Origin of the sequence: Curtobacterium flaccumfaciens pv. betae (genome assembly GCF_026241855.1) — a bacterium.
Lineage (GTDB): Bacteria > Actinomycetota > Actinomycetes > Actinomycetales > Microbacteriaceae > Curtobacterium > Curtobacterium flaccumfaciens.
On record NZ_JAPJDC010000001.1, the window covers coordinates 2578118 to 2598096 of the forward strand.

At 69.8% G+C, this 19979-nt stretch carries 20 protein-coding genes and 4 tRNA genes; 7 read left to right on the forward strand and 17 right to left on the reverse strand.

Annotation, left to right across the window (positions count from 1 at the left end; translation table 11 throughout):
- Window positions 1-192 precede the first annotated feature (192 nt).
- The 3 genes from ORG17_RS12020 to ORG17_RS12030 all read right to left on the reverse strand — a co-directional run bounded on the left by ORG17_RS12020 (window position 193) and on the right by ORG17_RS12030 (window position 3503).
- Window positions 193-1494: an ABC transporter substrate-binding protein gene (locus ORG17_RS12020; RefSeq protein WP_214526004.1), complete on the reverse strand. Its 1302-nt coding sequence runs from the start codon at window positions 1492-1494 to the stop codon at window positions 193-195.
- A 114-nt stretch (window positions 1495-1608) separates the two neighbouring features.
- The gene (locus ORG17_RS12025) at window positions 1609-2760 is read right to left on the reverse strand and encodes a Gfo/Idh/MocA family protein (protein ID WP_214526005.1); all 1152 of its coding nucleotides are present in this window, start codon (window positions 2758-2760) and stop codon (window positions 1609-1611) included.
- Window positions 2757-3503, reverse strand: coding sequence for a sugar phosphate isomerase/epimerase family protein (locus ORG17_RS12030; protein ID WP_214526006.1), 747 nt, complete (start codon window positions 3501-3503; stop codon window positions 2757-2759). The genes ORG17_RS12025 and ORG17_RS12030 overlap by 4 nt, the downstream gene beginning before the upstream one ends.
- Before the next feature lie 144 nt (window positions 3504-3647).
- Between ORG17_RS12030 and ORG17_RS12035 the strand changes: the two genes are divergently transcribed.
- Both ORG17_RS12035 and ORG17_RS12040 read left to right on the forward strand, forming a co-directional pair.
- A complete protein-coding gene (locus ORG17_RS12035) occupies window positions 3648-4859 on the forward strand; it encodes an ROK family transcriptional regulator (RefSeq protein ID WP_214526007.1) in 1212 nt (403 codons plus the stop codon).
- Window positions 4860-4926: 67 nt separating this feature from the next.
- Window positions 4927-5610, forward strand: a complete 684-nt coding sequence (locus ORG17_RS12040) for a YqaJ viral recombinase family protein (RefSeq protein WP_214526008.1) — start codon at window positions 4927-4929, stop codon at window positions 5608-5610.
- Between the two features lie 23 nt (window positions 5611-5633).
- Here the strand turns inward: ORG17_RS12040 and ORG17_RS12045 are convergent, their stop codons facing one another.
- The 6 genes from ORG17_RS12045 to ORG17_RS12070 form a co-directional block, all read right to left on the reverse strand.
- Window positions 5634-6242 (reverse strand): Pr6Pr family membrane protein, encoded by a 609-nt coding sequence (locus tag ORG17_RS12045; RefSeq protein ID WP_214526009.1) that lies wholly within the window; start codon window positions 6240-6242, stop codon window positions 5634-5636.
- 85 nt (window positions 6243-6327) lie between these two features.
- Entirely contained in the window at window positions 6328-7017 is a 690-nt protein-coding gene (rplA, locus tag ORG17_RS12050; RefSeq protein ID WP_017888639.1) for a 50S ribosomal protein L1, read from the reverse strand.
- 90 nt (window positions 7018-7107) lie between these two features.
- Window positions 7108-7539, reverse strand: a complete 432-nt coding sequence (gene rplK, locus ORG17_RS12055; RefSeq protein ID WP_017888638.1) for a 50S ribosomal protein L11 — start codon at window positions 7537-7539, stop codon at window positions 7108-7110.
- 158 nt (window positions 7540-7697) lie between these two features.
- Entirely contained in the window at window positions 7698-8747 is a 1050-nt protein-coding gene (gene nusG / locus ORG17_RS12060; protein WP_110861538.1) for a transcription termination/antitermination protein NusG, read from the reverse strand.
- Between the two features lie 135 nt (window positions 8748-8882).
- Window positions 8883-9146: a preprotein translocase subunit SecE gene (gene secE / locus ORG17_RS12065; RefSeq protein ID WP_371830607.1), complete on the reverse strand. Its 264-nt coding sequence runs from the start codon at window positions 9144-9146 to the stop codon at window positions 8883-8885.
- Window positions 9147-9181: 35 nt separating this feature from the next.
- Window positions 9182-9254 (reverse strand) — tRNA-Trp (locus ORG17_RS12070).
- 152 nt (window positions 9255-9406) lie between these two features.
- On the opposite strand from ORG17_RS12070, the gene ORG17_RS12075 reads away from it, so the two are divergent.
- A complete protein-coding gene (locus tag ORG17_RS12075) occupies window positions 9407-10633 on the forward strand; it encodes a pyridoxal phosphate-dependent aminotransferase (RefSeq protein WP_071247383.1) in 1227 nt (408 codons plus the stop codon).
- A 100-nt stretch (window positions 10634-10733) separates the two neighbouring features.
- Here ORG17_RS12075 and ORG17_RS12080 read toward each other — a convergent pair whose 3' ends face one another.
- From ORG17_RS12080 to ORG17_RS12090, 3 genes are read right to left on the reverse strand one after another with little or no spacing between them, the layout of a single operon-like run.
- Complete coding sequence (locus ORG17_RS12080) at window positions 10734-11762, reverse strand: UDP-N-acetylmuramate dehydrogenase (RefSeq protein WP_214526010.1); 1029 nt, start codon at window positions 11760-11762, stop codon at window positions 10734-10736.
- 2 nt (window positions 11763-11764) lie between these two features.
- Window positions 11765-12190 (reverse strand): MaoC/PaaZ C-terminal domain-containing protein, encoded by a 426-nt coding sequence (locus tag ORG17_RS12085; protein ID WP_027466539.1) that lies wholly within the window; start codon window positions 12188-12190, stop codon window positions 11765-11767.
- A complete protein-coding gene (locus tag ORG17_RS12090) occupies window positions 12187-12636 on the reverse strand; it encodes an FAS1-like dehydratase domain-containing protein (RefSeq protein WP_083404408.1) in 450 nt (149 codons plus the stop codon). Before ORG17_RS12090 ends, ORG17_RS12085 begins: the two co-directional genes overlap by 4 nt.
- 131 nt (window positions 12637-12767) lie before the next feature.
- Here ORG17_RS12090 and ORG17_RS12095 point away from each other — a divergent pair, with 131 nt between their 5' ends.
- Together ORG17_RS12095 and ORG17_RS12100 are read left to right on the forward strand one after the other, a co-directional pair.
- Complete coding sequence (locus ORG17_RS12095; protein WP_071406316.1) at window positions 12768-13166, forward strand: hypothetical protein; 399 nt, start codon at window positions 12768-12770, stop codon at window positions 13164-13166.
- 112 nt (window positions 13167-13278) lie between these two features.
- A complete protein-coding gene (locus ORG17_RS12100; protein ID WP_214526011.1) occupies window positions 13279-15174 on the forward strand; it encodes an ABC transporter ATP-binding protein in 1896 nt (631 codons plus the stop codon).
- Between the two features lie 93 nt (window positions 15175-15267).
- On the opposite strand, the gene ORG17_RS12105 is transcribed toward ORG17_RS12100, so the two are convergent.
- The 5 genes from ORG17_RS12105 to ORG17_RS12125 all read right to left on the reverse strand — a co-directional run bounded on the left by ORG17_RS12105 (window position 15268) and on the right by ORG17_RS12125 (window position 17839).
- Window positions 15268-15341: transfer RNA gene (locus ORG17_RS12105), tRNA-Met, on the reverse strand.
- A 32-nt stretch (window positions 15342-15373) separates the two neighbouring features.
- Window positions 15374-15445, reverse strand: a tRNA-Thr gene (locus ORG17_RS12110).
- Window positions 15446-15538: 93 nt separating this feature from the next.
- Window positions 15539-16717: a peptidoglycan DD-metalloendopeptidase family protein gene (locus ORG17_RS12115; RefSeq protein ID WP_214526012.1), complete on the reverse strand. Its 1179-nt coding sequence runs from the start codon at window positions 16715-16717 to the stop codon at window positions 15539-15541.
- Window positions 16718-16865: 148 nt separating this feature from the next.
- Window positions 16866-17696: an inositol monophosphatase family protein gene (locus ORG17_RS12120; RefSeq protein ID WP_111056178.1), complete on the reverse strand. Its 831-nt coding sequence runs from the start codon at window positions 17694-17696 to the stop codon at window positions 16866-16868.
- A 58-nt stretch (window positions 17697-17754) separates the two neighbouring features.
- A tRNA-Tyr gene (locus tag ORG17_RS12125) sits at window positions 17755-17839 on the reverse strand.
- Between the two features lie 137 nt (window positions 17840-17976).
- Here ORG17_RS12125 and ORG17_RS12130 point away from each other — a divergent pair.
- On the forward strand, window positions 17977-18465 hold the full coding sequence (locus ORG17_RS12130; protein ID WP_017888627.1) for a YajQ family cyclic di-GMP-binding protein: 489 nt from the start codon (window positions 17977-17979) through the stop codon (window positions 18463-18465).
- Window positions 18466-18498: 33 nt separating this feature from the next.
- Window positions 18499-19959, forward strand: a complete 1461-nt coding sequence (cls, locus tag ORG17_RS12135) for a cardiolipin synthase (RefSeq protein ID WP_071247396.1) — start codon at window positions 18499-18501, stop codon at window positions 19957-19959.
- Window positions 19960-19979: the final 20 nt, after the last annotated feature.

Genomic DNA, 19979 nt, shown 5'->3' on the forward strand with positions numbered 1-19979 from the left:
CGTGCAGGTGCGGTCCGCGCGGGCCGTGGCAGCGGCCGGGAGGCGCGGGGTGCGTGGGGCGTCAGCCGCACGGCCGACGCGTGGTCGGCCCTGCGGCGTCCGCCTCACGGCCGACGGGTGGTCGGCCCTGGAACGTCAGGGGCTGGAGGCCCGGGCGCGTCCGGCGGACGCGACCCGGGCCTCCAGGGTGGATCAACCGGCGGCCTGGGACACCTGGTCCTGGGCGGTCTGCAGTGCCGACTTGATGTCGGCCTCGGAGACCTTGGAACCGGTCGCGATCTTGGCGAACATGTCGTTCATCGCCTTGCCGACCGTGGACTCGAACTGGTCCTCGGCGGGCACCAGCGGGAGCGGCTTCGCCTTGTTGTTGTAGATGTCGAGGAACGTCTTCGTCTGCTCGTCCGTGACGGAGTCAGCAGCCTCGGCGAGCACCGGCAGAGCCGAGTACGGCTTGTCCAGCGTCGTCTGCGTGTCCATGCTCGTCATGTACTTGACGAACTTGAGCGCGCCGTCCTTGTTCTTCGTGTTCTTGAAGACCGACAGGTTGATGCCAGCCGGGAACGAGGCGATCTGCTCGCCACCGCTCGGGGCGGGCAGCGCCACGACGCCGTACTCGTCCGACTTCATGCCGAGGGACTCGATGGTCGCGTTCGCGTTGTTCTGGTTGAGGATGAACGCGGCCTTCTTCTTCGCGAAGTCCGTGGTGGACTGCGTCGCGTTGTCGTACTGCGCGTTCGACGGGTTGGCGACCTTCGAGTCCTGCATCAGGTCGAGGTAGCGCTTGATGCCGTCGACGTTGGCCTTCGAGGTGAAGGTCGGCTTGCCGTCCTTGTCGAACCACTCGCCACCGTTCTGCGCCGAGTTGATGAACGCGAAGTGCGAGTTCTCGGTGTACGAACCACCCGCGAGGCTGAAGCCGTAGGTGTCACCCTTGGTCAGCTTCTCGGCGTCGGAGACCATCTCCTCCCACGTGGTGGGCGGGGTGATGCCGGCGTCCGACAGCATCTTCTTGTTGTAGTACAGGCCGTAGGCGAGGCCGTAGAGCGGGACGCTCGTGACCGTCTTGTCGGGCGCGCCACCGGTGGACAGGGCGACCTTGCCGAACTTGTCCTCGCCGCCGATCGCCTTCATCTCGGCGTCACCGAACTCCTGGAAGGCGCCGGTGGCCTGGAGCGAGGTCGCCCAGGTGTTGCCGATGTTGACGACGTCCGGGCCCTGGCCCGAGGTGACGGCGGTCTGGATCTTGTTCTGCAGGTCGTTCCAGCCGATGACCTGGAGGTCGACCTTGATCCCGGTCTCCTTGGTGAACTTCTTGAGGACGGGGGTCAGCACCTCCTTGTCGTTCTGCAGGGACGTGCCCTGGTTGGACGCCCAGTAGGTGAGCGTCTTGGAGTCGCCGGAGTCGCCGGACGATCCGGAGGAGCAGGCTGCGAGGCCGGACACGGTGAGTGCGGCGGCCGCGGTGATGGCCAGTGCGCGGATGGCAGTGCGCATGACTCTCTACTTTCTCGTCGTTGAGATGGTGCAGGGGATGGTGCAGAGGTGGAGCTGGTGCTGCGGATGGTGCTGGTCGGGTGCTGCTGTGGGTTGCGGGCAGCGCCCTGGCGGTCAGGCCAGGGTGCGTTCCGCGGGGTCCCAGCCCTCGGGGAGGGTCGGGGAGGGCGACACGGTGCTCTCGACGAGCACCGCCTCGCCACGTTCTGCCGCCTCGGCGATGGAGACCATCACGTCGAGGACGTGGAAGGCGAGCGCACCGGGGACGCGGTTCTCGTCGCCGGCCCGCAGCGAGCGGGCCAGGTCGACCACGCCGGTGCCGCGCGAGTAGGTGGAGCCGACCGCGGGGATCGTCTCGGACTCCTCGGAACCGAGGGCGTACAGCTCGGTGTCGCCGTCGAAGTTGTTCGGGTCGGGGAACACGACGGTGCCGGTCTCCCCCGCGATCTCGACGAAGCCGGTGCGGCCGCGGTCGGACTCGAACGAGAACACACTCTGCGCGCTCCCGCCGTTCTCGAACTCGATCAGCGCGGAGTGGTTCGTCGGGACGTCCACCGGGAACTCGGTGCCGGCCTTCGGCCCGGAGCCGATGGTGCGGGTGGCGCGGGACTTCGACGCCGTCGCCGTGACCTTCTTCACCGGTCCGAACGTCTGGACGAGGGTGGTGATGTAGTACGGGCCGATGTCGAACAGCGGACCGGCGCCGTACGCGAAGAGGAACTCGGGGCTCGGGTGCCACGACTCGGGGCCGGGGCTCTGGAAGAGCGTCAGGCCGTTCAGAGGGGTGCCGATGCGGCCGTCGCGGATGGTGCGGAGCGCGGTCTGCAGGCCGGCGCCGAGGAACGTGTCCGGGGCGACGCTGACGGTCTTGCCCGCGGCGGCCGCGGCGTCGCGGAGCTCCGCGGCGCTGGCACGGTCGAGGGCGTAGGGCTTCTCGCCCCAGACGTGCTTGCCGGCGGCCAGGGCCTGCAGCGCGACCTCGACGTGGGCGGCCGGGATCGTCAGGTTCACGACGATCTCGATGTCGTCGTCGGCCAGGAGCTCCTCGACGGTGCCCGATCCGGGGACGCCCCACTTCTCGGCCTGGGCGGCGGCGCGCGGCAGGTCGATGTCGGCGATGAAGCGGACCGTCACGTCGGGGAAGACGGTGAGGTTCGACAGGTACTGGTCCGAGATGACCCCGGCGCCGATGACGCCGACGCCGACGGGGCCGGTGCGGGTGGCGCTGTCGGTCGCCGTTGCGGCTGCGGTCGTGGTGTCGGTCATGCGCGGGCCCCCTCGAGGAACGTGTAGGAGTCGGCGACGGCCTGGAAGACGTCACCCTCGTGGTCGTCGAGCTCGACGACGTGCAGTGCGTCGGGCGCCGCGGCGATGATCTCGCGGATCGGCATGATGCCGTTGCCGACGGCGACCTGCTGCTTGTCGTCGTGCGAGCCGTCGCCGTCCTTGACGTGCAGGAACTGGACCTTGTCGCCGTACTTGCCGATGACCGCGACCGGGTCGTCCCCGCCGACCTGCACCCAGTAGGTGTCGAGCTCGAGCACGACGTCGTCGGACAGGGCGTCGGCGAAGACCTCGTAGGCGCTGACACCGTCGATGCGGTTCGAGAACTCGAACGCGTGGTTGTGGTAGCCGAGCAGCAGGCCGTGGTCGGCGGCGCGCGGGGCGAGGGCGCTGAGTTCGCGGGCGATCGCCTCGACGTCCTCGCGGGTGGTCCAGCGGGACTCGTCGATGTGCGGGTCGATGAGGGTCCCGAAGCCGAGGGTGGTGGAGGCGTGGAAGATGCGCTCGAGGTCCTGCTCGCCGGCGTCCAGCAGACGGGCGTGGCCGCTCGGGGCGGCGAGGCCGGCGTCGCGGAGGGCGGCGGCGAGTTCGTCGGCGTTGTCGACGAAGCCGAAGGCCTCGACGTTCGTGTAGCCGATGTCGGCGATGCGCTGCAGGGTGCCGGGCAGATCAGCACCGAGGGCATCGCGGACCGTGTAGAGCTGGACCGAGAGCGGTTGGGTCACCAGGGGTTCTCCTCGTCGAGATGGTGCGGTCGTCACTGACCGATCGTCACACTACGAGCACTTTTGTCGGCGGTCAAGCAGAAGTCCGAGGAATGTCGACGGACTTCATTGCGTGGCGCGAACGATGTGTGCTTCACTCCCCACATGGTCGACTTGAACCGGACGGCAGCGTCGCCTCCGGTCGGGACGAGCGAGCTCTTCCAGATCCTCCGCGACGGCGTGCCGCGCACCAGGGCCGAGCTCGCCGCACTGACAGGACTCGCACGCTCCACCATCGGCGTGCGCCTCGACTCCCTGATCGACATCGGGCTGGTCGGCGCCGTGGACACCGCCGTCTCCACCGGCGGCCGTCCGCCCGCCCAGGTGGCGCTGAAGCCCCGCGCCCGGCTCGTGATCGCCGCCGACCTCGGCGCCTCGCACGGTCGCGTCGCCGTCACCGACCTGGTCGCGGCACCGCTCGCCATCCGCGAGGCCCGGATCGACATCGCCGCCGGTCCGGTGCCGACGCTGTCCTGGCTCGTCGAGACGATCGACGACCTGCTCGCCGAGGTCGGGCGCAGCCGACAGGACGTCATCGCGATCGGGATCGGGGTCCCCGGGCCCGTCGAGTTCTCCACCGGCCGCCCGGCCAACCCGCCGATCATGCCCGGTTGGGACGGCTTCGACGTGCCCTCGTGGCTCCGCCAGCACATCGCAGCCCACGTCCTGCTCGACAACGACGTCAACATCGCTGCCCTCGGTGAGCGGGAGCACGGCTGGCCGGACGTCGACCACCTGCTGTTCGTGAAGGTCGCCACCGGCATCGGGTCCGGCATCGTCTCCGAGGGTCGGCTCCAGCGTGGCGCCCAGGGCACCGCGGGTGACATCGGCCACGTGCGGGTCTCCCGCGCCGGCGACGTCCCCTGCCACTGCGGCAACACCGGCTGCCTGGAGGCCGTGGCCTCCGGTCCCGCGATCGCCCGCGCACTCCGCGCGAAGGGGCACGACGTGCACACGGGTGCGGACGTGATCGACCTGGTGAACCGGTCGGACCTCGACGCGATCTACGCCGTCCGACAGGCCGGTCGCGACATCGGCGAGGTCCTGGCGACCTGCATCTCGCTCATCAACCCGTCCGTCATCGCACTCGGCGGATCGATCACGCAGGCCGGTGAGCACCTGCTCGCCGGCGTCCGCGAGGTCGTCTACTCCCGCTCGATGCCCCTGGCCAGTGAGCACCTCGTCATCGTGCAGTCCCGCGCCGGGTCCCTCGCCGCGCTGCAGGGAGCTGCGGCCCTCGCCATCGGGTACGCCCTCTCCCCCGCCGGGGTCGACGAGCTGGTCGCCTTCGCCGAGGGTCGCGAACTGGTCTCCTGACGCACACCCGCGATCGCGTGAGCGCGTCGGTTTCGGTCTTGCCGGTGGTCGGGGGGACAATCGTCGGGTGACGATCGTGCAGCCCACCCTGTGGGGCGACCTGGACCCCGGTCTGGGGGCGCATCCCGCCTCCGGAACACCGGTCCCGGCTGCGCGTGATGCGTTCACCGCCCTGCGTGGCCACACCGAGCGCATCGTCGCGCACTCCTCGGACCGCGTCGCCTGGCTCCGCGCCCGCGCCATGGGGATCACCGCCACCGACGTCGCCCGGCTCGCCTCGCTGCGCGCCGTCGAGGCCGTCGTCACCGAGAAGCGCTACGGCTCCCGCTTCTCCGGCAACGCGTTCACCGAGCACGGCAAGGACCGCGAACCGGTCATCGCCGCCTGGGCGGCCGCCACCCACGGCATCCAGCCCTCGGCGCACCTGTTCCACGCCGCTGCGAACCGCGCGCACCTCGCCACCCCGGACGGCGTCGGGGTCGACGAGTCGTCCCGTGTGGTGCTCGCCGAGATCAAGACCACCGGCAAGGCCTGGCGGAGCATCCCCCGGCACTACCTCCGGCAGATCTGGTGGCAGCAGTACGTGCTCGGTGCCGACCGCACCCTGTTCGTCTGGGAACGACACGACGGCTTCGTGCCGGTCGCCGACGAGCCCGAGTGCCGCTGGGTCGACCGCGACGACGACCAGATCCGCGGGCTCGTCCAGCTCGCCGACCTGGTGCTCGACAAGCTGCGCGGCTTCCGCTCCTAGCCCGTCTGCTGGACCGCCACCAGCTAGACCTTCACCATCCGCAGCCGGCTCATCCCCACGACGAGGATGCCGAGCAGGGTGATCGAGACCGCGATCCCGACCACGTAGATCGCGACGACGCCGTAGCCCTGCGCCGGATCGAGGAACGGGTACGGCACCCACCCGTCGGTCGCGCCACGGACGAGCACCACGGTGGTCCAGACGGCCGGGTAGAGCAGGAACCACCACACGTGGCGGAGCAGCAGCCGTGCGCGGTCGGAGAACAGCAGCCAGTCGAGCACCGCGTACACCGGGATGATCTTGTGCACGATGTCGTTCGACCACGGCACCGAGGCCGACACGTTCGCGCCCGTGAGCAGCGTGTTGTAGACGATGCCGGTCGTCGCGATGTACACCGTCGCGGCGCCACGGAGCACCGAGACGGCGAGGTCAGCCCGCTTGCGTCGGGCTGCGGCCACGAGCGTCACCGCGAGGGCCACGGCGACGATCAGGTTCGACTGGATCGTGAAGTAGCCGAAGAAGTTCCAGAACGAGTAGGTCGGGGTCTGCGAGCTCTCGAGCCACTGCGCCACGACCGCGACGACGATGGCGATGACGGCGATCAGTCGGAGCGAGTTCACGAGGGTGCGCACGGCTCCACGGTATCGGCACACGGCGACGACGTGCAGGAAGGGCCCGCACCGTTGCCGGTGCGGGCCCTTCCACGAGTCTCTCGACTCAGATGCTGTTGACGTCCAGCGGGATGCCGGGACCGAAGGTCGTCGAGACGGCGCCCTTCATGACGTAACGGCCCTTCGAGGACGACGGCTTGAGGCGGTTGATCTCCTCGAGCGCGGTCGAGATGTTCTCGTCGAGCTGCTCCGGCGTGAACGAGGCCTTGCCGACGACGAAGTGCACGTTGGCGTGCTTGTCGACGCGGAACTCGATCTTGCCGCCCTTGATGTCGTTGACGGCCTGCGCCACGTTCGGGGTCACGGTGCCGGTCTTCGGGTTCGGCATGAGGCCACGCGGGCCGAGCACCTTACCGAGACGACCGACCTTGCCCATGAGCTCCGGGGTCGAGACGGCGGAGTCGAACGAGGTGTAGCCCTCGGCGACCTTCGCGATGAGCTCGTCGCCACCGACCTCGTCGGCACCGGCGGCGATGGCGGCCTCAGCAGCCGCACCCGTCGCGAAGACGATGACGCGGGCGGTCTTGCCCGTGCCGTGCGGCAGGATGACCGTGCCGCGGACCATCTGGTCGGCCTTGCGGGGGTCCACGCCGAGCTTCAGCGCGACCTCGACCGTGGAGTCGGTCTTCGAGGAACCGGTCTCCTTGGCCAGGGCGACGGCCTCGGTCGGGGTGTAGAACTTGTCGGCCTCGATCTTCGCGGCCGCGGCCTGGTAGGCCTTGGACTTCTTCGCCATGGTGGTCTCCTTGCGAGATACGTGGTTGGCGAGCCGGCGAGGCTCTCCCACGGAAAGGTGTCTGGTGGTGGGCCGGAGCCCGATCGGTGCTTAGGCCTCGACCGTGATGCCCATCGAGCGTGCGGTGCCGGCGATGATCTTCGCGGCCTGCTCGATGTCGTTGGCGTTCAGGTCGGCCTGCTTGGTCTCGGCGATCTGACGGACCTGGTCCATCGAGATCTTCGCGACCTTGACCGTGTGCGGGGTCGAGGACCCCTTCTGCACACCAGCAGCCTTCTTGATGAGCTCGGCGGCCGGCGGGGTCTTCAGGACGAACGTGAACGAACGGTCCTCGTAGACGGTGATCTCGACCGGCACGACGTTGCCACGCTGCGACTCGGTCGCCGCGTTGTACGCCTTGCAGAACTCCATGATGTTGACGCCGTGCTGACCGAGCGCCGGACCGATCGGGGGGGCCGGGTTGGCGGCTCCCGCGTTGATCTGCAGCTTGATCAGGCCCGTGACCTTCTTCTTCGGTGCCATGACTTGTCTTCCTCCTGGAATCGAACACACGGGGATCCGTGCACTCTCCCGCTGGTCCGGCCGTTCCGGACAGCGGTGAAGGCCCGCTCGCACGAGGCGCGCGGGCCCAAACCCGTTCAGTGTAGTCGATCTCGGTGATCGCTACATCTGGGTGGTCGCTAGAGCTTGGTGACCTGGTCGAAGCTGAGCTCGACCGGGGTCTCGCGCTCGAACAGCGAGACGAGGACGGTGAGCTTGCCGCTCTCCGGCTTGATCTCGGAGATCGAACCCGGCAGGCCCGCGAACGAGCCTTCCTTGATGGTGATCGTCTCGCCGATCTCGAAGTCGACCTCGGCTGCGGGCTGCGCCTGCAGGCCACTGCCCTTCGCGCCGCCCTTGGTCGGGGCGGCCTCGGCGACCTGCACGAGGGACTTGAGCATGCCGAACGCCTCGTCGAAGCGGAGCGGCGTCGGGTTGTGCGCGTTGCCGACGAAGCCGGTGACGCCCGGGGTGTGCCGGACGACGGACCACGAGTCCTCGTTGAGGTCCATGCGGACGAGCACGTACGAGGGGATCCGGACGCGGGTGACCAGCTTGCGCTGCCCGTTCTTGATCTCGACGACGTCCTCCATCGGGACCTCGACCTGGTAGATGTAGTCCTCCATCGACATCGAGACCATGCGGTTCTCGATGTTCGACTTCACGCGGCGCTCGAAGCCCGCGTAGGAGTGGATGACGTACCACTTGCCCGGCTTCATCCGCAGCTCGGCCTTGAAGGCTTCGTACGGGTCGACCTCGGCGGGCTCGTCGTCCTCGTCCTCGGCGTCGAGTGCCTCGTCGGCGGCGAGCGTCTCGTTCGCCTCGGCGGCGGTCTCGGACTCGAGCTCGACTTCTTCCTCGTCCTCGACGGCCTCGACGGCGGCCTCGGCCTCGTCGGCGGAGTCGATCTCGAGGGCGTCGTCCACGACGGCGTCGGCCTCGGGGTCGCGGGCTTCCTGCAGGGCCGTCAGTGCTTCGTCGAGGCCGGCGTCGACGGTGCCGTCGTCTGGCTCGGAGCTGAGGCCGAGGGACTCGTCGTCGTCGCCCTCGATCGAGATCGCACGCTCTTCAGCGGACTCGACGGAGCGTCCTTCGCCGGTCTCGACGTCGCCTTCCTGGTTCTCCTCGACCTCGGAGGACTGCTCGGCAGCCGTCGCGAGGTCGATGTCATCGCGGGAGTTGTCAGACACAGTCGATTCTTTCCGTTCGGTGGTTCGGGTCGGGTTGGCGTTCGTTCACGGTCACGAGCGACGCCGTCACGATCGACGCCGTCTCGGGCGACCGTACTCCTCGAGGACGACCGCACACGGCAGTCGACGTCAGGGTCAGGCCGTGGGCCCGTTGCCGAAGACGTACCCGACGCCGAGACCGAACACGAAGTCGAGGATCGACACCAGGATCATCATGACGACGACGAACACGAGCACGACGCCCGTGTAGCTGAAGAGTTCCTTGCGGGTCGGCGTCACGACCTTGCGCAGTTCGCCGATCACCTGACGGATGAAGAGCACGATGGCAGCGATGGGCCCGCGGCGCTCGGCCCGGTCCTGCTTCGCCTTGGCGACGACGTCGTCCGCCGTCGTCTCCATGTCTTTGCTCGCCAACTTCTACCCTTCCAGAGTTGCAGGGCGGACAGGACTCGAACCTGCAACCTGCGGTTTTGGAGACCGCTGCTCTACCAATTGAGCCACCGCCCTTCGCAACACGGTTCGTCACCGATCCGCGTTCCGGTGGACGAGTCTACGGGAGTCCGTCACACGGTGTCCACTTGGCCCCTTCCACGGCGTGCCGCGCCGGTAGGCTGGACTCCGTGAGCACCGCAGCCCCAGGCCCCGAGTCCACCGCCCACGTGTCCGTCGACACCCTCGCCACCGCGCCGGCCGATCGTCCGCGCATCGCGTCCCGCATCGCGGCCATCGCCGAGTCCGCGACGCTCAAGGTCGACGCGAAGGCCAAGGCGCTCAAGGCCGCCGGGCGTCCGGTGATCTCGTTCGCCGCCGGCGAGCCCGACTTCGCGACCCCGCAGCACGTGGTCGACGCGGCCGTCGCTGCCGCGCAGGACCCGAAGAACCACCGGTACACGCCCGCGACCGGCCTGCCCGAACTCAAGCAGGCCATCGCCGACAAGACCGCCCGGGTGTCCGGCATCACCGTCGAGCCGTCGCAGGTCATCGTCACGAACGGTGGCAAGCAGGCGGTCTACCAGGCGTTCCAGACCATCGTCGACGCCGGTGACGAGGTCCTGCTGCCCGCGCCGTACTGGACCACCTACCCCGAGGCCATCCGGCTGGCCGGCGGCGAGCCCGTCGAGGTCTTCGCCGGCAGCGACCAGGACTACCTGGTGACGGTCGAGCAGCTCGAGGCCGCCCGCACCCCGGCGACCAAGGCACTGTTGTTCTGCTCGCCGTCGAACCCCACGGGCGCCGTGTACTCCGCCGAGCAGACCCGGGCCATCGGCGAGTGGGCGCTCGAGCACGGCATCTGGGTGATCAGCGACGAGATCTACCAGGACCTGGTGTACGACGGCGTCCGTTTCGCCGGCATCCTGGCCGAGGTCCCCGCCCTCGCCGACACCACGATCCTGGTGAACGGCGTCGCGAAGACCTACGCGATGACCGGCTGGCGCGTCGGGTGGTTCATCGGCCCGACCGACGCCGTCAAGGCCGCGTCGAACCTGCAGTCGCACCTGTCGTCGAACGTCTCGAACGTGTCGCAGCGCGCCGCGATCGCCGCCCTGACCGGTCCCCAGGAGCCCGTCGCCGCCATGCGCGAGGCCTTCGACCGCCGACGGAAGGCCATCGTCGACGGCCTCAACGCGATCCCGGGCTTCCGCACGCCGACCCCGCAGGGTGCCTTCTACGTCTACCCGGACGTCACCGCGCTGCTCGGTCGCGAGTGGGCCGGCACCACCCCGACGACCACGCTCGAGCTGGCCGACCTGATCCTCGAGCACGCCGAGGTCGCGGTCGTGCCGGGTGAGGCCTTCGGCCCCTCCGGCTACCTGCGCCTGTCGTACGCGCTGGGCGACGACGACATCGCCGAGGGCGTCGCCCGACTGGCGGCGTTCTTCGCGTAGACCTCGGGAACACAGAACGGGCCACCTCGTCGAGGTGGCCCGTTCTGCGTTCCGGGAGGCCCGTGGTGCGTCGTGCTCGTCCGTCCCGTCGCGCGGACGATCAGCCGAGCAGGTCGCCCACCACGACGGGTTCCGGGACGAGCGATACCCCGAAGCGGTTCAGGACGGTCACCTGCACGAACCGTGCGAGCTCGGCCACCTGCGCGGCCGTCGCCCCGCCGCGGTTCGTCAGCGCGAGGGTGTGCTTCGACGAGATCGCCGCACGGGAGCCCGGCACCGCGTAGCCACGGTGGACGCCGGCGTGCTCGATGAGCCACGCGGCACTGAGCTTGACGTCGTCACCCGCGGGCCAGCGGGGCGCGTCCATCGGCAGGGTCTCGGCGAACGCCGGCGAGACGATCGGGTTGGTGAAGAACGACCCGGCGCTCCAGGTGTCGTGGTCGTCCCCGTCGAGCACCATGCCCTTCGAGCCGCGCAGCCGCAGGACCTCGTCGCGGACGCTCGTGGGTGGCACGAGCGCACCGAGCTGGACCCCGAGCGAACCGGCGAGCTGCGCGTAGCGCACGGGCACACCGTGCTCCCCCGCGAGCCCGAGCCGGAACTCGACCGTCAGCACGACACCGCGCCGACCGTGCTTGAGGGTCGACGTGCGGTAGCCGAGCGCCAGCTCGGCTGCCGGGACCCACGCGCGCTCCCCCGTGGCCGCATCGAGGAACTCGACGCGGGTGAGCACGTCGGCGAGTTCGACCCCGTAGGCGCCGATGTTCTGCACCGGGGACGCACCGACCGTGCCCGGGATGCCGCTGAGGGCCTCCAGGCCGGTCCAGCCGTTCGCGACGGTCGTGGCGACGAACGGGTCCCACGGTTCCCCCGCAGCGACGCGCACCGCGACGCCGTCGGCGTCGCGGTCGGCGTCGACGCCCGTCGTCCGGACCAGCACGACGGTGCCGTCGAAGCCCTGGTCGGCGACCAGCAGGTTGCTGCCGCCGCCGAGGACGAGCCACTCGTGGTCGTCGAAGGCGTCGAGCGCGTGGGTGACGAGCTCGTCGGTCGTCGTGGCCGTGAGCAGCCGGGTGGCGGCCCCGCCGACGCGGAGCGTCGTCAGGTCGGCCAGCACCGGCTCGGACACGGTCAGCGGAACACCACCGTGACCTGCGCCTTGCCGAGCACGGTCTGCCCGGCGGCGGTCACGGTGAGGTCGATGCGCTTCGGCCGGCCGTCCTCGTCGACGGTGCCGACCTTCGCGACGATGCCGACGGTGGCACCCTGCTCCGGGTCGACGACGACGGGGCGCGTGAAGCGGACGCCGTAGCCCGCGACCCAGCCGCTGTCGCCGAGCCACTCGGCGACCGGCTGCACGGCGATGCCCATCGTGAGCATGCCGTGGGCGAGGACACCGGGCAGACCGACCGAGGCGGCGACGTCGTCGCGGTAGTGGATCGGGTTGAAGTCGCCCGAGGCGCCGGCGTACCGGACCAGCGAGTCGCGCGTGATGTGCACGTCACGCTCGGCGACGACGGTGCCGACCTCGAGCGCGGTGGCGGGTGCGGCGGTCATGCGTCGTCTCCTCGGACCACGAGGGTGGAGGTCGCCGTGACGACGTGCTCCCCCTCGGCGTCGTTCATGGTGCTCTGGGCGGTGACCATCGCGTTGCCGCCGAGGGTCTTCACGCTGGTGACCGTCAGGGTCGCGGTGAGCTCGTCACCGGCGACGATCGGCCGGTCGTAGGTGAAGGACTGCTCGCCGTGGACGACGCGCGAGAAGTCGATGCCGGCGTCGGGCTCGTTCAGGAGCTGCGCGAGCGTGGCCTCCTGCACGACGACGGCGAACGTCGGGGGCGCGACCACGTCGGCGTACCCGGCGGCACGTGCGGCGCCCGGATCATGGTGGACGGGGTTGGTCGCGAAGACCGCACGCGAGAACTCGCGCACCTTCTCGCGGCCGACCAGGTAGGGCTGGGCCGGCGGGAACGTCCTGCCGACGAGCTCGGGGTTCACTGACACCACGGCAGTCTACCGAGGCACGTCCGGAGGCCGGTGATCGATGAGAACGCTTCAGCTAGACTGTCTGAGACCGATTCGGGGGAATCGGAGCGTGCCGTGCGGCACGGGTTCGTTCGGGACGGGGAGGGCCGATGGACACCACGACGGAGTTCGCCGTGCACACGGGAGACCGGTGCACCGCCATGGAGGTCGCGGCCGCCGCGCTGCGCCGCACGGGCCACCACGTCGAGTCGACGGGTGGCACGATGACCGCGACGGCGGGCAGCCGCACGCTCACCATCCTGCTCGGTGCGCTCGTGCAGCCGGCCCGGGAGTACCGCCGGTACGAGCTGTCGACGGTCGTGGACGGCGCCACCACCACGATCACCCTGCGCCGGGCCGGGCACGGCACGGCCGTGTCGGGCGGCAGCATCGGGGCGAACCGGCGACGGGCCGCCTGGCAGCAGGTCACCGCCGCGGTCGAGGACGCGTTCCGTGCGGCCGGGGTGCTCGCGACGCGCACGGACACCGGCTCCCACCGCACGCAGTAGGCCGGCCCGACGGCCTCCGGCGGGTGGCCGCGCGGCGCACCGCCACAGGAGCGGTCACCGGGGAGCCGGCCAGCCATCTAGGTTGGGCCAGGGGCCCCGGAAAGGAACCGCCATGAGCATGGAGAGCGCAGCCTGGAGCTCGCTGTACAAGATCTCGTCCGCGCAGGGCGGCAAGCACGGGTTCTCCCGCGCATCCGTCCGACGGATCCTGACGTTCGCGGTGCCGTACCGGGCGAAGCTGCTGGTGTTCATCGGTCTGTCCGTCGTCGGCGCCTTCCTCGCGGTCGCGACGCCGGTCCTCGCCGGTCAGGTGGTCGACGTCATCGTCGCCCGCGGAGAGGTCTCGACGATCGTCCGGCTGGCCGTGGTCATCGCCCTGGTGGCCGTGGCCGACGCCGCCGTGTCGCTGACGACGCGGTGGTACTCGGCGCGGATCGGCGAGGGCGTGATCCTGGACCTCCGCACCGCCGTCTTCGACCACGTGCAGAAGATGCCCATCGCGTTCTTCACCCGCACCCGGACCGGTGCGCTCGTGAGCCGCCTCAACAACGACGTGATCGGCGCCCAGCAGGCCTTCAGCGGCACGCTGTCCGGCGTGGTCACGAACCTCGTGGCGCTGGTCCTCACCCTGATCGTCATGCTCAGCACCTCGTGGCTCGTGACGGTCCTCGCCGTCGTCATGCTCCCGGTCTTCCTGGTGCCCGCACGCCGGATGGGCAGCCGCCTGGCCGCCCTGCGCCGCGAGGCCGCCGACCACAACTCCGCGATGAGCACGCAGATGACCGAGCGCTTCTCGGCTCCCGGCGCCACCCTCGTCAAGCTGTTCGGCCGACCCGACGAGGAAGCCGAGGAGTTCCGCGTCCGTGCCGCCCGGGTCCGCGACATCGGTGTCCGGACCGCGATGCTGCAGTTCGTCTTCTTCACCGCGCTGATGCTCGTCTCCGCGCTCGCCCTGGCGCTCGTCTACGGGCTCGGCGGCTTCCTCGCGCTCGCCGGCCGGCTGGACACCGGCGAGGTCGTCACCCTGGCACTCCTCCTCACCCGGCTGTACGCCCCGCTGACGAGCCTGGCGAACGCGCGGGTGGAGATCATGAGCGCCGTGGTCAGCTTCGAGCGCGTCTTCGAGGTGCTCGACCTCGAACCGCTCATCCGGGAGCAGCCCGACGCGGTGACCATCGCCGACGGCCCCGTCTCCGTCGAGTTCGACGACGTCCGGTTCGCCTACCCGTCTGCCGACAAGGTGTCCCTCGCCTCGCTCGAGGAGGTCGCCACGCTCGACACCCGCGGCGGCGAGGAGGTGCTGCACGGACTGTCCTTCCGGATCGAGCCGGGGCAGACCGTCGCCCTGGTCGGCTCGTCCGGGGCCGGCAAGTCCACGGTCGCACAGCTGCTCGCGCGCCTGTACGACGTCGACAGCGGCGCGGTGCGCCTGGCCGGGACGGACGTCCGCGACGTCACGTTCGCCTCGATGCGGCACACCCTCGGCATGGTGACGCAGGACGGCCACCTGTTCCACGAGACCATCCGTTCCAACCTGCGCTTCGCACGGCCCGAGGCGTCCGACGACGAGGTGTGGGACGCCGTCCGCCGTGCGCGGCTCGAGCCGCTCATCCGGTCCCTCCCCGACCAGTTGGACACCATGGTGGGCGAACGCGGCTACCGGCTGTCCGGGGGCGAGCGCCAGCGGATGACGATCGCCCGGCTCCTGCTCGCCCAGCCGCGCGTCGTCATCCTCGACGAGGCGACGGCGGCACTCGACTCGACGTCCGAGGCGGCGGTGCAGGCTGCGCTCGGCGAGGCGCTCGAGGGGCGGACGGCGATGGTGATCGCGCACCGGCTCTCCACGATCCGCAGCGCGGACATGATCCTGGTGGTCGAGGACGGATCGATCGTGGAGCGCGGCACGCACGACGAACTGCTGGCCGCGGGTGGCCGGTACGAGGAGCTGCACCGCACCCAGTTCGCCGCGCAGGAGAACGTCGCGGTCGATGTGCAGGTGGCGGACTGAACGCGCGGCGGGTGGGCCCCGAGAATCGAAGTAGGGCCGGCAACAGAGAAGGCCCCCTGACCCAGGGGATCCTGGACGAGAGGGCCTTGCGTGTAGCGAGGGCGGGACTTGAACCCGCGACCCCACGATTATGAGTCGTGTGCTCTAACCAACTGAGCTACCCCGCCAGAGATCCGGAGCGGCACGCGCACCGGGTCGGAGCCCCGAGTCAGGATTGAACTGACGACCCCCTCCTTACCATGGAGGTGCTCTACCACTGAGCTATCGGGGCGATGTGCCGCGAACGGCACCACACGAGGATAGCAGACCTCCGACGCTGCTCCGGAACCGGACGAGACGCCCGGGCGTGCCGCGTCGTGGGCCGCTAGTTCGCGTTGGTCTTGAGCCACGCCAGCGGGTCCACCGGGACCCCGTCGACGTGCACCTCGAGGTGCAGGTGCGGGCCCGTGGAGTTGCCCGTGCTGCCGACGAGACCGAGGATGTCGCCGACCTCGACGTGCTGGCCGGTGACGACCTTGAAGGAGTTGTCCTCCATGTGGCCGTAGACGCTGACGAACTGCTTGCCGTCCACGTCGTGCTCGACCCAGACGTCGTTGCCGAAGCCGCCGTCGTTCGCCTGCACCTTGATCACGGTGCCGGCGGCGATGACGCCGATCGGGGTGCCCTCGCCCGGGGCGAAGTCGATGCCCATGTGGTTCGTCGAGCAGAACGAGCACCCGGCGACCTGGCGTCCACCGAAGCCCGAGGTGATCGGGACGCCGGTCAGGAACGGCCACTGGATGGTGCCGGTCGGGTCGTTCGTGAAGGTCGAGGAGTCGACGTTCGCGTACTGCGTGGCGTCGGACACCGTGTACTGGTCACGGGCGGTCGATCCGTCGGCCGAGGCACCGACCTGCATCGACTGCGTGGCGCCGTCGACGGTGGCACGGGCCGCGGTCGAGCCGGACGCCGGGACCCAGAGCGCCTGCGCCGGCAGGGAGGTCGAGACGACGAGGCCTGCTGCGAAGAGCAGTGCGCCGACCGCGGTCACGCGCGAGGCAGCACGGCGGAACGACGCGCCCTGCTTCGGGGACCGCACTGCTGCGGGGGTCGTGGCGGCCGTGGACCGGATGTGACGGGTCGCGCGGTCGACCGGGGTCTTCGTGGCCGGACGGCTGCTGCGGCGGCGCGATGCGGGGACCTGCCCCGTGACACGACGCGGCTGCGACGCCGAGGCAGCGGCGGCAACGGGAGCCACCCGCTGGGCGTGCACGACGGGCGAGGTGGGGGCCGGCGGCGTCACGATTGGGGAGGCCGGGCGCACGGGCGATGCCGGTGCGAGGTCGATCGGCGACACGGGGGCCGCGGGGGTTCCCGGCGTGACCGCACCGATCACGTCGTCGAAGCTCGGACCCGTCGAGCCCTGTCCCTCCTGCGCCACGACCGTGCCCTTCGCCGCGGCTCGCTCCGCCTCGATCCGAGCGCGTCGGGTCTGGTGGACGACCGGGGTGGCGGCGTCGACGGAACCGTCGGTGGGAGCGGACGACAGAGGAGTACGGGGCATGCGTGCGGTGGCGATCCTGATCAGAGAAGGGCTCACTCGTTGGTAACGAGCAGATAACGGGACCTGAGCACGCTAGCAGGCGAGGTCGCAGGTCGCCAGTCGTGGTCAGGTCCGCCCGGCACCCCCGGACCCGGGGATCGGCACGTCGTCAGGCCCGCACGGCTCCGAGCGCACCGGCCTCGAGACCGCGCACCAGGGCCTCGAGTTCGTCGGCGACGGCGGGGCTCGCGAACAGGAAGGAGCGCGTCCCTCCGGCCTCCCAGATGCGGATGGCCGCGCCGGCCTCCTGCGCGACGAGGGCGCCGCCGGCCATGTCCCACGGGTTGATCCCGCGCTCGTAGTACGCGTCCACCACGCCCGCCCCGACGGCGCAGCAGTCGAGCGACGCCGCTCCCCCGCGGCGGATGTCCCGTACCTCGCCGATGAGTCCGGCCAGCACCGCGACCTGCTCCCGGCGACGGTCGGCCGTGTACCCGAACCCGGTGGCGACGAGCGTCTCGGCGAGCGAACCGGGCGCGGCGACGGACAACGGTTCCCCGTCACGAGTCGCGCCCTGGCCGACGGCCGCGCGGAAGACGGTGCCCGTCGCCGGCGCCACGACGACGCCCGCGATCGGCTCCCAGGTCATCGGGTCGGGTGCGCCGCGCACGACGCCGATGCTCACGCCGTACTCGGCGCTGCCGTACAGGTAGTTGACCGTGCCGTCGATCGGGTCCACCACCCAGGTGATGCCCGAGGCACCGGAGGCCGACCCGGACTCCTCGCCGTGGAAGGCGTCGTCGGGGCGGGCCTCGGCGATGCGGGCGCGGATGAGCGCCTCGACCTCGCGGTCGGCGGCCGTGACCACGTCGACGATGCTCGACTTCCGGTCCGCGACCTCGACCCCCTCGGCGCGGCGACGTGCGGCCAGCGCCGCTGCGTCACGGGCGATCGACTCGGCGAGGTCGGCGAACTGGGACGGTGTGGGGTCGGATGCCATGCACCCATCCTCCCGGAAACACCATCGGCCCCGTCCGCAGTGGACGGGGCCGATCAGATGGTGGCAAGTGAGGGATTCGAACCCCCGAAGGCTACGCCGGCTGATTTACAGTCAGATCCCTTTGGCCGCTTGGGTAACTTGCCATGCGCACCCAGCCGGTGTGATCACCAACCGAAGGCGCGCACAAAAGCATAGCGGATGGCTGACGGTGGTCGTGACCACAGCGAGCCGATCCGCGCGACCGGAACCGGGCCTCCCGTCCGCCGTTAGGCTGTTCCGCATGGCAGACAGTTCCTTCGACGTGGTCAGCAAGGTCGACAAGATGGAGGCGGAGAACGCCCTCAACCAGGCGGCCAAGGAGATCGAGCAGCGGTACGACTTCAAGGGCGCCGACGCCTCGGTCGCGTTCAGCGGCGAGGACGTCCTGATCAAGGCGAACTCGGAAGAGCGCGCCAAGGCGGTCCTCGACGTGCTGCAGAGCAAGGCGATCAAGCGGAACATCAGCCTGAAGAGCCTCGACGCCGGCGACCCGTACCCCTCGGGCAAGGAGTACCGCATCGAGGTGAAGTTCAAGAACGGCATCGAGCAGGACGTGGCGAAGAAGATCGGCGCGTTCCTGCGGGCCAACGCCCCGAAGACGGTGAAGAGCCAGATCCAGGGTGACGAGCTCCGCGTCTCGTCGAAGAGCCGTGACGACCTGCAGAACACGATCCAGCTCCTCAAGGGTGAAGAGTTCGACGTCCCGTTGCAGTTCATCAACTTCCGCTGACCCGCGGCCCCTGCGAACGACACCCGACACCCCGTGGAGCACTGGCTCAGCGTCGTCATCACCGTCCTGCTCGTCCTGCTGGACCTGGCGATCCGCGTCTTCTCGATCATCTACGTCCCGATCAACCGGAAGCCGCAGACCGCGACGGCGTGGCTGCTCGCGATCTTCCTCATCCCCTACATCGGCTTCATCGTCTTCCTGGTCATCGGGTCGACGAAGCTCCCCCGCGCCCGTCGCGAGAAGCAGACCGAGATCAACGCGTACATCCTCGAGCAGACCGAGGGCATCGAGCGGGTCCGGCGCGACCACCCGTGGCCCGCGTGGCTCGAGAGCGTCACGCGGCTGAACCGCGAACTCGGCGCGATGCCGTTGGTCGGCGGCAACTCCGCGGAGCTCTACCCCGACTCCGAGGAGTCCATCGCCGAGATGACCCGGGCGATCGACCAGTCCCGCCGGTTCGTGCACGTCGAGTTCTACATCGCGACGCTCGACGACACCACGCGCCCGTTCTTCGAGGCGCTCGCGCGGGCGCAGGCCCGTGGGGTGACCGTGCGGTTCCTGCTCGACCACTGGGCCAGCCGCGGGTACCCGGGCTACAAGGACACCCTGTCGTTCATGGACCAGGCGGGCATCGAGTGGCACCTCATGCTGCCCCTCCTCCCGCTGCAGGGGAAGTTCCAGCGCCCCGACCTCCGCAACCACCGGAAGATCATGGTGATCGACGGCTCGGTCGCGTTCACCGGCTCGCAGAACCTGATCGACGCGTCGTACGACATCAAGTCGCACGTCGAGAAGGGCATGGTCTACAAGGACCTGTTCGCCCGGTTCGAGGGACCGGTCGTCGCGGGGCTCAACGCCCTGTTCGTCACCGACTGGTACAGCGAGACCGACGAGCTTCTGCTGCGCGAGAGCGACCCCGTCCAGCGGGCCGACCGCGGCGACGCGCTCGACTGCCAGGTGGTGCCGTCCGGCCCGGGCTTCGACGGCGAGAACAACCTGCGCCTGTTCAACGCGCTGCTCTACTCGGCACAGCAGAAGGTCTCGATCACGTCGCCGTACTTCGTGCCGGACGACTCGATGCTCTACGCCATCACCACGACGGCGCAGCGCGGGGTCGACGTCGAGCTGTTCGTCGGCGAGATGGGCGACCACGCGATGACCTGGCACGCGCAGCGCTCCTACTACGAAGGACTGCTCCGCGCCGGTGTGCGGATCTGGCTGTACCGCGCGCCGACGATCCTGCACGCGAAGCACTTCACGATCGACGACGAGGTGTCGGTGATCGGGTCGAGCAACATGGACATGCGCTCGTTCAGCCTGAACCTCGAGGTCTCCGTGATGGTGCGCGGGCACCGCTTCGTCGACGCCCTGCGCGAGGTGCAGGAAGCGTACAAGGAGCACAGCTTCGAGCTCACGCTCGACGAGTGGTTCGACCGTCCGCGCCGGTCCAAGGTGCTCGACAACGTCGCGCGGCTCACGGCGGCGTTGCAGTAGCCGCCTGGAGGCCCGGTGCG

Excerpts from the sequence above, each read along its gene's own strand:
- ORG17_RS12095 (WP_071406316.1), top strand. The coding sequence starts at position 12,768 with ATGGACACCACGACGGAGTTCGCCGTGCACACGGGAGACCGGTGCACC.
- rplK (WP_017888638.1), bottom strand. The coding sequence starts at position 7,539 with ATGGCACCGAAGAAGAAGGTCACGGGCCTGATCAAGCTGCAGATCAAC.
- ORG17_RS12130 (WP_017888627.1), top strand. The coding sequence starts at position 17,977 with ATGGCAGACAGTTCCTTCGACGTGGTCAGCAAGGTCGACAAGATGGAG.
- ORG17_RS12120 (WP_111056178.1), bottom strand. The coding sequence starts at position 17,696 with ATGGCATCCGACCCCACACCGTCCCAGTTCGCCGACCTCGCCGAGTCG.
- ORG17_RS12020 (WP_214526004.1), bottom strand. The coding sequence starts at position 1,494 with ATGCGCACTGCCATCCGCGCACTGGCCATCACCGCGGCCGCCGCACTC.
- ORG17_RS12035 (WP_214526007.1), top strand. The coding sequence starts at position 3,648 with ATGGTCGACTTGAACCGGACGGCAGCGTCGCCTCCGGTCGGGACGAGC.
- ORG17_RS12115 (WP_214526012.1), bottom strand. The coding sequence starts at position 16,717 with ATGCCCCGTACTCCTCTGTCGTCCGCTCCCACCGACGGTTCCGTCGAC.
- ORG17_RS12025 (WP_214526005.1), bottom strand. The coding sequence starts at position 2,760 with ATGACCGACACCACGACCGCAGCCGCAACGGCGACCGACAGCGCCACC.
- ORG17_RS12100 (WP_214526011.1), top strand. The coding sequence starts at position 13,279 with ATGAGCATGGAGAGCGCAGCCTGGAGCTCGCTGTACAAGATCTCGTCC.
- secE (WP_371830607.1), bottom strand. The coding sequence starts at position 9,146 with ATGGAGACGACGGCGGACGACGTCGTCGCCAAGGCGAAGCAGGACCGG.
- rplA (WP_017888639.1), bottom strand. The coding sequence starts at position 7,017 with ATGGCGAAGAAGTCCAAGGCCTACCAGGCCGCGGCCGCGAAGATCGAG.
- ORG17_RS12085 (WP_027466539.1), bottom strand. The coding sequence starts at position 12,190 with ATGACCGCCGCACCCGCCACCGCGCTCGAGGTCGGCACCGTCGTCGCC.